The organism is Streptococcus sp. HMSC077F03, assembly GCF_001812375.1.
In the GTDB taxonomy this organism is placed as follows: Bacteria; Bacillota; Bacilli; order Lactobacillales; family Streptococcaceae; genus Streptococcus; species Streptococcus oralis_S.
In genome coordinates, this window is the sequence record NZ_KV808797.1 from 184,648 (window position 1) to 197,294 (window position 12,647).

Genomic DNA, 12,647 nt, shown 5'->3' on the forward strand with positions numbered 1-12,647 from the left:
TAAACATTACAATTCCTCCTATAATACAGATTGCTAAAACGATGATATTCATTTTGATTCGTTTTTTCATAGTAACTCCTTGTCTATGTTATTCTTTTTAAAGAAAGGTAAAATAAAGTTTTTATAAAATCCCAATGTGGCTACTGATAAAAACAAACAATCAACCACTATAATTGCAACAGATAACCACGGTGATAATGGAATTTTATGTCCCGCTGTATCAGTAATCCTCTCCAAATGAAAATTTCTAAGAACCAAATAAAGATAATAGCTGTTCAATAAACTTGCCACATAACCAATCAAAACCAAGGATTTCAAGTTTGTAAATATCCATATACCTAATAAAGGAAGGGCTATTATTAACAAGGGAATACCCCAGAAAATAAATGTCAAAAAAAGAAACGTTGGACCATTCCACAACCAGAGACAATAAAGAAGACATAGATAAGAAGTGATATAGACTGTCCCTAATATATTATTGCTTATTTTAATCATAATTTCTCCTCAATCAATCTCCGTTTGTTATATCATATCTCACTTCTATATTGAAAGACAATCTACTATTAGGTTAGATAACTAATTTTTATATTATTAATTGTCTTTGTATAGGAAACATCCGTCTCGTCAACAGACATGTCTTCTAAATAATATCCCGATGTACGTATAACATCACCAAAAGCATCCTCTGATAGGGATATCGTTGCCACTCCATTGATTACAAGTGTTATTCGCCATGTTCCTGTTGTTTCATTTTTTCTGAATTCTATAAATTCTATAGTTTCAATCGGATTCTGTGTTTTTAATTTTACTCTATTAACTACAAATAGTGCTACCCTCTCCTGTTCAATTCTCATTTTCTCTTCCAACGTTTTTTCTTGTTGGTGATTTAAACTAAACATTACAATTCCTCCTATAATACAGATTACTAAAGCAATAATACCCCATTTTTTGTGCCTATTCATTGACACACCTCCTTATATCATTCTATAAAGCAACTTGGTCTTAATTACCTTATAATATAGGACCAATAGCCACTATGGTCTTGTGCATTGAATTCAAGATTAGCATAGTTCACTTACGATTTCCTTTTCTAATTCTACTGCATCCTTTCTACCATATTCTGAAAGAGCTTGCAGAGATTTTTCATAGAAAAAAATTGGAACACGGATGAAGCCATGGTTTTAAACTTATCATTAAAATCAGTTTTTTCCTCATCCAGCACCAACTATTTTTCAGGGGGTAACGAAACTAGTCTACCTTATATTCTGACTTTATAGCCTCCAAAAATTTCTTCACATCCTCTACATACCCATGCTTTTCAATTAAACTAGCTAAGAGTTCCAGATTGTGCCCCCGATAGTTGTCATCTCGACGTAGTTCTTCATACATTTCGATAAAAGGAAGCCCCTTGGACTTGGCCAATTCTAACTCTGCTTCATAATCATAGGAAACTTTTCGGAATAGAATATTTACCAATTCCCCATTTTCCACTTCTATCACAGCATACTGGGCACGGTGATTTTTTAACTTTTCCCAATCAAAATAGGGCATGCCAATCGACCCTGGATTGATGATTTGTTGCCCTTGACTGCCATAACGAAGCAACTGCTTGTGAACATGACCATAGACTGCCACGTCAACTTCATCATCTAGGAGTTGGTCAAATTTCTCTGTATCATTCTCAACTAGCAAGTCACCACCATAGTTCTTATTTGGCAAATTATGAGAAAGAGAAAAACGCAGTCCGTCAACTTCTCTCTTTTCTAGCATAGGTAAGCTTCGTAGCCAGTCAATCGTTGCAGGATCCATTCGCTCCATCAAATACTGCGTCATACGCAAGAGCTGGACTTCCTGTGGGTCTTCTAAGCCATATTGCCCATCTAAAGCCTCAAGGACACAATCATCCCAATTGCCTCGAACACTTGCCGTGATAGGAAGTTCCTTTAACAGAGCGACCAAGTCATTTGCACCTGGACCAGGGAGGAAAATGTCTCCCATGAGCCAATATTCACTGGCTCCTTGAGTTTTAGCATCTGCAATCACTGCTTCTAGCGCCGTCGCATTGCCATGAATATCTGATAAAATTGCGATTTTATGGTTCATGATGGTTTCCTTCCGTTTGGTAATCTACTTGTTCTTCCGCCAATTGAGCCAATTCCACTTCTTCTTGAGGGTTCAACTTTCTTTTCACATCTTCTGCGACTGCTCTTGGCACACCCACTTCGACAATTTCATCCACACTAGCTTCCTTGATTTTAGTGAGAGATTTAAAATGCTTCATGAGATTCTGTTTGCGTTTAGGTCCCAGACCGTCAATCCCATCCAGTTGTGAAGAAAAGGAATTTTTTGAGCGCAGTTGGCGGTGGAAAGTGATAGCAAAGCGGTGTACCTCATCTTGAATACGTTGGAGGAGGAAAAATTCCTGAGAATTGCGAGACAACTCCACCACTTCCAGCGGATCTCCAAAGAGCAATTCATGGGTTTGGTGCTTATCATTCTTTTGCAGACCTGCAATTGGGATATCCAAACCTAGCTCTTCTTGGATGACTTGCTTAGCGATATTGACTTGACCTTGCCCCCCATCAATGACAATCAAATCTGGCGGGGTTAAACCATCACGTTGAACTCGGCCATAACGTCTGCGAATAACCTCTCGCATACTAGCATAGTCATCTGGGCCAACAACCGTTTTTATCTTGTACTTTCGGTAGTCTTTTTTACTCGGTTTGCCATTGACAAAGACCACCATAGCTGAAACAGGACTGGTTCCCATGATATTAGAGTTATCAAAGGACTCGATACGGACTGGGGTCGGGATTTGGAGCAAGCGTCCCAGATTTTCAATAGCTCCTTGGGTCTTTTCGACTGATTTTTCTAGCAGATTGAACTTCTGCTCCAGACTAACACGGGCATTTTTGATGGCTAGATTGACCAGTTGTTTTTTCTCTCCACGTTGGGGCTTGAAAATCTTGGTATCCACCAAAGCCTTAACGGCTTCTTCATCGATATCCTGCGGAATCAGCACCTCATTGGGAACCAGGTGAGATTTTTCTTGATAGAATTGTCCCACATAGGTCAAGAAGTCCTCATCCGGATCATTGTAGTAGGGGAAGAGATTGACATCCCGCTCAATGAGCTTGCCTTGACGAACAAAGAAAACCTGAACACACATCCAGCCCTTATCCACATAGTAACCAAAGACGTCCCGATTTTGCAAATCTTTCGCCATGACCCGTTGCTTGGTCCGAAGCGTTCCAATGGCCTGAATCAGGTCACGGTATTCCGCCGCACGTTCAAACTCCATACTTTGAGCTGCGGATGCCATCTTCCCCTTGAGGTCATTGATGATTTTGTCATCCTGCCCTTTTAGGAAATCAGAAACCTCCTGAGCCATGGAATGGAAATAAGCCTCATCTTTTTTACAGATGGTGTGAGCCATACATTGGCCAATATGGTAATAAAAACAGACTTTAGAGGGTGGGTTGGTACATTTCCGAAAAGGAAAAATCCGGTCCAATAGTCTCTTGATTTCATTGGCTGCCCCCACATCTGGATAAGGGCCAAAATAAAGACCTCCGTCCTTTTTGACCTGACGGGTGATAATCAAGCGAGGAAAACGCTCATTGGTGATTTTGATGAAGGGATAGGACTTGTCATCCTTGAGCATGATATTGTACTTGGGCTTATTTTCCTTAATCAGGTTGATTTCTAGGAGAAGTGCCTCAATATTGGACTCAGTGACGATAAATTCAAAATCCACAATTTCAGATACCAGAGCTTCTGTCTTGGTATCATGACTGCCACGGAAATAGGAGCGCACACGGTTACGCAGATTTTTAGCCTTTCCTACATAGATAATGGTGCCATTTTTATCCTTGTGAATGTAACAACCAGGGCTGGTCGGCAAGAGCTCTAGTTTTGATTTGATCAAGTTATTCATAGTTCCATTATAGCAAAAAGGCCGTAACAGGACGAACAAAAAGCCCCACCAATCACTTGTTGGAGAAGCTTTGATTTCTTTTAAGATTTCACCGACTTTATCTAGTCGCTACTGGTATAGAGCTCTTGAACAGCCTTCACATCCTGAGGCTGAATCCCATAATAGGAACCTGCTGGCTGCATGACAGAAATTTCGTTGGTATGATCCAATCCGATGGCATGCCCCAGCTCGTGCTCCGCCGTGTGCACGATCCGTTCATAAGAATAACCATAGTTTGGATTGGATAGATAATAGTGATTCAGGCGAACCGTTACAGATATAAATTGTTTGGTTAACAAATTGGTTTGACTCTCGGCTTGACCAGCTACAGTGGTCGATCCATCATTCATCTCACTTGCCACAATATCTGCCTGGCTAGGATCCGCAACCACCTCAAAGGTAAAGGCTCCCGTTTGATTCCAGTTTTTTATGGCTTCTGCATAGGCACCTTGGAAGGTCTCATCCATTTGAGGTTCAATATAGATGCGAGCTGAGGCCTGAGCCCACTTGCCTTCTGCATGTTGGTGACTGTCTGTCTGAGACAAGACTTCCAGCGTTCCCGTCTCCTTCCATTGATTCCAGCCACCTTGACCAATCTTACTCATTTTTTCAACCTGATTGACCGCAGAATGAAAATCACCTGTCAGATACCAAACCACTCCAAAAGCAATGAGCAGTAGAATAACTACAGTCCAAACCAGACGCCAGAAGAAACGCCAAATTCCCAAAAGAAATCGGAAGAATAATCGAATAATCCAGAACATGACGTCCCACCTTTCATAAAAATAAGAACCTATCTTGAAATCACATTCTCCTTGACCAAGATAGATTCTCTATTTTACTGAATAAAACTGAAAGAAACCTAAAACTAAGATAAGCGCTCTTCCAAAACAAAGTCAATTGGTAGAGTAGCTAAAAAACGCTCCAATTGTTTTTCCCAGTAGTACCACTCGTGCTTACCTGGACTATGACTATAGGTCACCTCAAAACCTAGTTTTTTGAGGTTTTTCACTGCGAGGTTATTGGCAGAGTAAAGATAGTCTTGCTCTCCACACCAAGCCCATAGTTTGGTCTTTTTATCGGATTTTGCAGCCATGCTTTCAAGCGAATGAGGACTAGCTGTCCAATCTTTGATTTCTCCAAAAACTCCTCTCCAGTAGGCAAGTGACCCAAGATCCTGACTTTCAGGAGAAAATTCGTGAAAACTGAGCGCACCAGAAAAACTAGCCGCATGAGAAAATCGATTCGTCGATAGAGCGAGTTTGAAGGAGCCGTAACCACCCATGGAGAGACCAGCTATAAAGGTCTTTTCTCGCTTGCTGGTCATATTAGGGAAGAAACGTTTCATGACTTGGGGGAGTTCTTCTGCTAGAGCTGTATAGTAGTTATAGCCATACTGAGTATCTGTGTACCAGCCATTATTTGTATTGGGCATGATAACAATGAGATTGGTTCCACGCAACAAGCGTTCGACATTGGTACGTTTGAGCCAGCTATTTTGGTTTCCTGACATTCCGTGCAAAAGATAAAGGACAGGAATATCTGTGCAATCTGGTTCAGTCACCCGACTAGCATCTGGATAGAGTACGGTAACACCCCACTCCATATCCAAAACTTTTGAGTAATACTCAATATTCATAACTGCCATGGTTGTCTCCTTTTACTATTCTATAAGAAAAAGCCGAATTTCGACTTTTTCTGTAGGTATTCTGCTTATTATTTTGCTTCCATCACGACTGGCAAGATTGCTGGACGACGCTTGGTTTGATCAAAGAGGTACTTGGTCAGATTGTCACGAACCTTGCCTTTGAGATCTGCCCAGTCAAAGTCATCACCTTGAAGATAATCTTCTACCGTTTGGTTAATCAATTCTGAACTTTCACGGAGAATATCGCGGCTCTTCTTGAGGTAAACAAACCCACGCGTATGAACACGGGCCTTGGCCACAATTTTTTTCTCACGACGGTTGACAGTGATTGCCACGATAAAGATTCCATCTTCTGACAAGACCTTACGGTCACGAAGGACGACATTTCCAACATCCCCGATGGCATTTCCGTCAATCAAGACATCCCCTGCAGAAACTGCTCCAGCTGGAACAAAGTCTCCATGTTCATAAGACATGGTCGTTCCCTTTTTAGGGATGAAAATGCGTTCCGGCAACATCCCAACTGCCATGGCAGCCTTGGCATGCGCATCCAACTCACGGTACTCCCCTTGGATAGGGAAGAGGTAATTTGGTTGCAAAAGATTGATCATCAACTGCAAATCACGCGCATTCCCGTGTCCGGATACTCGCAAGCTTTGGGTAATGAGTTTCACCACACCACCAGCTTGGTAGATCATGTTTTCAACACGCGCCATGACGGCTTCTTTGGCGATAGATGGAGTCGTTACGATATAGACCAAGTCCCCGTCTTTGATTTCCACATAGCGGTGGCGACCAATGGACATCTTACGAAGTCCATTAATAGGCTCACCCATACGACCCGTCTCGAGAATAATCAACTCATGGTCTTCAAATCGAGACATTTCTTTTGGTTTAATCAAGAGACTTTCATTAGCTAGAGATAATTTTTTGAGTCGAATCGCAGTGCGGACGATATTTTCAATATCAAATCCAGTCAAAACAACTCGGCGACCTGTATCTGCAGCCGCATCAAAAACCTGCTGGATACGAGAGAGGTTGCTGGCAACTGCTGCAACGATGATACGACCTTCCCAGTCTGCAATGGTCTGAGTAATTTCATCCCCAACTTCACTCTCGCTCGCCACCTGGATATTGCTGTCTGCATTGGCTGAATCACTGAGGAGCGCCAAGACACCATCACGACCGATTTCTGCCAAACGAGCAAAATCCGTCGCATAGGATTCGCTAGCTGTCTGGTCAAACTTGAAGTCCCCTGTATAAACGATGCTACCTTCAGCTGTTTTCAGGACTATTCCCAAACTTTCTGGGATAGAGTGAGTTGTACGGAAGAAGGAAACCACAGTCCCTCCAAAGTCGATCTCTGTATCTTCATCAATCACATGGAAGTCATTGAATTTCTTAACCGTATCATTTCCTTTGACAAAGAGTTTGGCCAACTCAATGGTCAACTCAGAACCAAACACAGGCACCTTAGCCTCTGCCAAAAGATAAGGCAGGGCACCAATGGCATCCGCATGTCCGTGGGTCAAAAAGACCCCTGCGATACGATCGCTATTTTCAAAAAGGTAGTCCATATTTGGAATGACGACATCAACACCTAGTTGTTCATTTTCAGGGTATTTAAGCCCCGCATCCAAAACAAAAATTGAATTGTCAATCTCAGCGATGTACATATTTTTCCCATTTTCTCGTACACCACCTAGTGTTGTTAAACTAATATTACTCATTTTTCCTCCGAAACTTCATTTATCTTGATTATAGGGTGAATTTACCCTCTTATTCTAAAAGTTCTCAAACTCTCAGCCGAATCTTTTCCTACCATTATACCATTTTTTTGATTATTTTCAAAACGAAGATCGGTTTTTAACTAGAGATTAGTCACTACTGTGAATCGAATCCTTTAACTTTGACTTCTCTTTTGGATGCTTCATCGAAGATAATAGAACGATTGTACCATAAAAAATATGGATTTCTTAATCAATTTGATTTCAGATACCTTTCTCGAACTCTAAATTTCTCTTTTAGTTCAAAACAAGTTAAATTATTGCCCTTTACCTCTCGACTTGAGAACTATTTTCTACAAAGACATGGTTTATCTACATCCAAAAGCGAGAATTTCCTGTTCGCTACAGAATCTAAAAAATTTTCAGCAATTAGCCACTAAGATGGAGGTTATCGATAGGAAATTTTTTCAAAAAGAAAAAAGACTTAGAAATTCTAAATCTTTTTATCATCTTTAGTTTGGATAGATATAAGTGACGTTACCTAAAAATTCATGAGGATTAAAGAAGCCACGGTAATTTGCAATCTGCTTTTGACGTCTGTAGTTTGCTTCCAATACCTGGATAGAGTTTTCACTTTGAACATCTGTTACATAAGCAACGTGTCCATATTCACCACCATCCCAAACGGCAATTGCTCCTACTACTGGAACACTTCCTGTCTTATAGCCTTGAGCACTCGCGTAGATTGCCCACGTGTTGGCATTTCCCCACCAGTTGCTTGCCCAAGGAGCCAATTCTTTCACGCCCCATGTACACTGACCAACAGGATAAGAGTTTCCATAGTTTGTTGGAGTCTTTTCGACAACATCTTCTGTATCTGATACCACGTTTGCAGTGCTAGCTGGAGCACTGTAGGTAGAGCTAGCCTGAGCAGAACCACTCACTTCCAATACGTCCCCTGGGTGGATAGTGTCAAAGATGGTTTTTCCATTCAAAGCTGCCAACTCATGCGGATCCATGCCGTTTGCAGTTGCAATGGCATAAAATGAATCACCGTCTTGGACAACGTAAGAGTTCGCATGAACCGTTTGAGCCCCAACTGTAGCCAAAATAGCGGTAGAAGTCAAACCAAGAGTCAGTTTCGTAACTGTTTTTTTCATAACTAGATTCCCCTTATATTTTCTTGATAAGAAAATCATACTTGATTTACATGTCAGTTAGTTTAGAGTTATATTTTAGTCATGTTACAAAAATTTATACTTTTACTACATAAGTTCAATATAAGACAAAGAAAAAGCTGAGATTGGTTACCTCAGCCTCTTTCCATCTATAACTCCATTAAAAAATCATACATTTCTTGCACGGTCCCCAGTGCCATCATTTCTTGATTTTTTACAGTTTGTTTGAGATTTTGGTAAATCTGACTGTCAGCAATTTCCCTTTTCGGCGCTTCTTTATTGACTGTCATGACCCCATCTTTGATTGTCACAAAATCTAGCTCCTCAAATACTTGAATCATCTTGACCAGCAAGATTTGTTGAATATTGAGATAAGCCGCCAAATCTTTCAGCTTGTAGCGAATATCAAACTCTGGAAACTGGTAAATGGTCTTGTACAATTTTGCAAACTGTTCTCTAGTCCCGTAACCTGTCAGATAGTAGGCCTTATCGATGTCATTTTTGAAATAGACAGCAGAGAAATCCTGTTCCTGAAAAATGGCCTTCAGCAAGGTAATATCTTCAGGAATGGTTTTCACAACCACAGCATCACTGGTCGCTAATTCTGGTAATTCTCCAGCAAAGTCCAAGACTGGAACCCCTTCTGGCAAGACTGCATTCTTCCCACGAATGTTAAAGAGTTGAACACCCTCCACACGCGCATCCACCATCATCAACTGGAGGGCAGTTTGCCCATTCCATTGGTTGACAGACAAGGTGACTGCCAATTCTAGATTCTTGGTTTGAGCAAACTCTGTTGCCCATCTACCTTGTCCAAAGGCCACCACTTCAAAACTCGCCTCACCCTTGGAAATTTTTAGTTTTAGGTGGACATTTCCTGCTCCCATGGTACGAGCACTTTCGACATGAAAATCCTTGATATAAAAGACAGGTTTCTGATTGTCCATTCCAAAAGGTGCCAAACGTTCAAAACTTTTAACCGTTTCTAAACTAAGGGTCTCCAAGTCCAACTCTTCATCTAGATTTAACTTGTTCTTGCCAACAGCATCTGCACCTTTTTCACGGACATAGTCTTCCAAGACTTGAGATAAATCTGGAAGCTTCTCCACTTCCAGCGTCATTCCAGCTGCACCAGCATGGCCGCCAAAGGCGATAAAGAGGTCTCGATGGGGATCCAGAGCTTCAAAAATATCGACCGCTTCCACACTACGAGCACTGCCCTTGGCACGATCTTCTTCTATACTAAGAACGATGACTGTCTGCCCTAGTTCTTCCAACAAACGACCAGCAACGATACCCAGAACCCCAGGATTCCAGCCTTCCTTGGCCAAAATCTGGACCTTCTTCTCAGGATCTACCATGGTCTTAGCTTCTTCATAGATTGACTGAACGATCTCCTTACGTTCTTCATTTTTCTGGTGAATCATGAGGGCAATCTCATGTGCTTCCTCGTCGTCAAACCCAGTCAACAAATCAATAGCTGGATTAGGATCATCTAAACGCCCCAAGGCATTTAAACGAGGGGCAATCTGAAAGCCAACCGTTTCTTCTGTAACTTCATTCGCAGCAATCCCAGCCATATCCAGCATTTCTTGTAGACCAATACGCTGAGTATGCCCCAGCATTTCCAGACCATATTGAACCAAAATACGGTTTTCATCTGTCAAACTCACCATATCTGCAATGGTACCGATAGCAACCAAATCAAGCAATTCCACTTGCACTTCTTCTAAAAGAGCGCAAGCTAGCTTGAAAGCCACTCCGCATCCGGCCAAATATTTGAAGGGATAATCCGCATCTGGATGCTCAGGGTGAACAATCGCATAGGCATCAGGAAGGGTTTCCGGCATGGAATGGTGATCGGTCACAATGACATCCACACCCATAGTCTGAGCCAATTCAATGGCTTCGTGACCTGCAACCCCATTATCCACTGTCACAATCAAGGAAATTCCCTCTTGCTCGATAAAATATTTATAGACACTGGCATTGGGACCATAGCCATCGGTAAAGCGATTGGGTAGATAAACACGGCACTCAGCGCCAAGCTGTTCCAAACTTTCCTTAACAATCGAAGCTGAAGTCATACCATCCGCATCGTAGTCTCCATAGATGAGAATGTTTTCCCCTTCTTCAATAGCCTGACGAATCCGTTCCACTGCCTTGTCCATATCATGGAGCAGATAGGGGTCATGTAAATCCTCTAAAGAAGGTTCTAAAAACTTCTTTAGACTTTCTTCATCCTGAATCCCTCTTTCAAATAATAACCGAGCCACCTCAGGACCCAGCCCAGCCTTCTTGGCTATCTTCGTAAAATCCGCATCTTCAACCTGCGGGGCAAACTGCCATTCATAAGTAGGAGTTATCAAAAAGACATCCACTCTTTCTAAGAATTCTATCGTTTCATTATAACATGATTTAGGCATTTTCTCTATCCAGATTGCTTTTTTGTAACATTTTAGTGAATTTTTTTCAGATATGATTTGACAAGAACATTCTTTTGTTGTAAAATCATGTTATAAAATCTAACACAAAGGAGATCTCTCATGGCTTTAGTAGAATTTAAAAACGTCGAAAAATATTACGGAGACTACCACGCACTCCGCGACATCAATCTCCGTTTTGAAAAAGGACAAGTTGTTGTCCTGCTTGGACCTTCCGGTTCTGGGAAGTCCACTCTTATCCGTACGATCAATGGTTTGGAGGCTGTTGACAAAGGAAGTCTCCGAGTCAATGGACACCAAGTAGCAGGTGCTAGCCAGAAAGATTTAGTTCCTCTTCGTAAGGAAGTTGGCATGGTTTTCCAGCATTTTAACCTTTATCCACACAAAACAGTGTTAGAAAATGTAACACTCGCGCCCATAAAAGTTCTAGGAATTGATAAAAAAGAAGCTGAAAAAACAGCCCAAAAATATCTGGAATTTGTAAACATGTGGGACAAGAAAGATTCCTACCCAGCTATGCTGTCTGGTGGACAAAAACAGCGGATCGCCATCGCACGTGGTCTTGCCATGCATCCGGAACTCCTCCTCTTTGATGAACCAACATCTGCCCTTGACCCTGAAACCATCGGAGATGTTCTAGCAGTTATGCAAAAACTGGCGCATGATGGGATGAATATGATCATCGTTACCCACGAAATGGGCTTTGCCCGTGAAGTTGCGGACCGCATTATCTTTATGGCCGACGGAGAGGTTTTAGTAGACACGACAGATGTTGATGACTTTTTTGACAATCCAAGCGAACCTCGTGCTCAACAATTTCTCAGCAAAATTATCAACCACGAAAGTGATAAAGTCAAATAAGGAGGCGCCTATGAAAAAGAAATTCTTTTTATCCGCATTATTGATTAGCCTTTTCAGCCTTACTGCTGCCAAACCAGTCCAAGCCGATACCAGCGTCGCAGACATTCAAAAAAGAGGCGAACTAGTTGTCGGTGTCAAACAAGACGTTCCTAATTTTGGCTACAAGGATCCCAAGACAGGGACTTATTCTGGTATCGAAACGGACCTTGCCAAGATGATTGCAGACGAACTCAAGGTCAAGATTCGCTACGTTCCTGTTACCGCTCAAACACGTGGACCACTCCTAGACAATGAACAGGTAGACATGGATATCGCAACCTTTACCATCACAGATGAACGTAAAAAATTATACAACTTCACCAGTCCCTACTATACGGACGCTTCTGGATTTTTGGTCAATAAATCCGCCAACATCAAAAGCATTGAGGACCTAAACGGCAAAACCATTGGGGTTGCCCAAGGTTCCATCACCCAACGCCTGATTACTGAACTGGGTAAAAAGAAAGGTCTGAAGTTTAAATTCGTAGAACTTGGTTCCTATCCAGAATTGATTACTTCCCTTCACGCTCACCGTATTGATGCCTTTTCCGTTGACCGCTCTATCCTCTCTGGCTACATTAGTAAACGGACAGAACTACTAGATGATAGTTTCAAGCCATCTGACTACGGTATTGTTACCAAGAAATCAAACACCGAGCTCAACGATTATCTTGATAGCTTGGTCACTAAATGGACCAAGGACGGTAGTTTGCAGAAACTTTATGACCGTTACAAGCTCAAACCATCTAGCCATACTGCAGATTAAGGAGG

General features: G+C 41.7%; 11 protein-coding genes. 2 read left to right on the forward strand and 9 right to left on the reverse strand.

What is annotated here, in order from left to right:
- Positions 1–66 precede the first annotated feature (66 nt).
- The 9 genes from HMPREF2853_RS08115 to recJ form a co-directional block, all read right to left on the reverse strand.
- A complete protein-coding gene (locus HMPREF2853_RS08115) occupies positions 67–495 on the reverse strand; it encodes a hypothetical protein (protein WP_070535660.1) in 429 nt (142 codons plus the stop codon).
- A gap of 68 nt (positions 496–563) precedes the next feature.
- A complete protein-coding gene (locus HMPREF2853_RS08120) occupies positions 564–962 on the reverse strand; it encodes a hypothetical protein (protein WP_070535663.1) in 399 nt (132 codons plus the stop codon).
- Between the two features lie 286 nt (positions 963–1,248).
- Positions 1,249–2,103, reverse strand: a complete 855-nt coding sequence (locus HMPREF2853_RS08125) for a metallophosphoesterase family protein (RefSeq protein ID WP_070535666.1) — start codon at positions 2,101–2,103, stop codon at positions 1,249–1,251.
- The gene (gene uvrC / locus HMPREF2853_RS08130; RefSeq protein ID WP_070535670.1) at positions 2,093–3,940 is read right to left on the reverse strand and encodes an excinuclease ABC subunit UvrC; all 1,848 of its coding nucleotides are present in this window, start codon (positions 3,938–3,940) and stop codon (positions 2,093–2,095) included. The genes HMPREF2853_RS08125 and uvrC overlap by 11 nt, the downstream gene beginning before the upstream one ends.
- Positions 3,941–4,041: 101 nt before the next feature.
- Positions 4,042–4,743 (reverse strand): M57 family metalloprotease, encoded by a 702-nt coding sequence (locus tag HMPREF2853_RS08135; protein ID WP_070535673.1) that lies wholly within the window; start codon positions 4,741–4,743, stop codon positions 4,042–4,044.
- A gap of 104 nt (positions 4,744–4,847) precedes the next feature.
- The gene (locus HMPREF2853_RS08140; RefSeq protein ID WP_049501475.1) at positions 4,848–5,627 is read right to left on the reverse strand and encodes an alpha/beta hydrolase; all 780 of its coding nucleotides are present in this window, start codon (positions 5,625–5,627) and stop codon (positions 4,848–4,850) included.
- A 68-nt stretch (positions 5,628–5,695) separates the two neighbouring features.
- Positions 5,696–7,357 carry a ribonuclease J gene (locus HMPREF2853_RS08145; RefSeq protein ID WP_049501476.1) on the reverse strand — a complete coding sequence of 554 codons (1,662 nt, stop codon included), beginning with the start codon at positions 7,355–7,357 and terminating at the stop codon, positions 5,696–5,698.
- A gap of 509 nt (positions 7,358–7,866) precedes the next feature.
- Positions 7,867–8,514, reverse strand: coding sequence for a COG3942 and LysM peptidoglycan-binding domain-containing protein (locus HMPREF2853_RS08150; RefSeq protein WP_000754477.1), 648 nt, complete (start codon positions 8,512–8,514; stop codon positions 7,867–7,869).
- Between the two features lie 167 nt (positions 8,515–8,681).
- Complete coding sequence (gene recJ / locus HMPREF2853_RS08155; protein WP_070535944.1) at positions 8,682–10,901, reverse strand: single-stranded-DNA-specific exonuclease RecJ; 2,220 nt, start codon at positions 10,899–10,901, stop codon at positions 8,682–8,684.
- Positions 10,902–11,078: 177 nt separating this feature from the next.
- Here recJ and HMPREF2853_RS08160 point away from each other — a divergent pair, with 177 nt between their 5' ends.
- Positions 11,079–11,837, forward strand: a complete 759-nt coding sequence (locus HMPREF2853_RS08160) for an amino acid ABC transporter ATP-binding protein (protein WP_049501478.1) — start codon at positions 11,079–11,081, stop codon at positions 11,835–11,837.
- Between the two features lie 10 nt (positions 11,838–11,847).
- Positions 11,848–12,642 (forward strand): transporter substrate-binding domain-containing protein, encoded by a 795-nt coding sequence (locus HMPREF2853_RS08165; protein WP_070799941.1) that lies wholly within the window; start codon positions 11,848–11,850, stop codon positions 12,640–12,642.
- Positions 12,643–12,647: the final 5 nt, after the last annotated feature.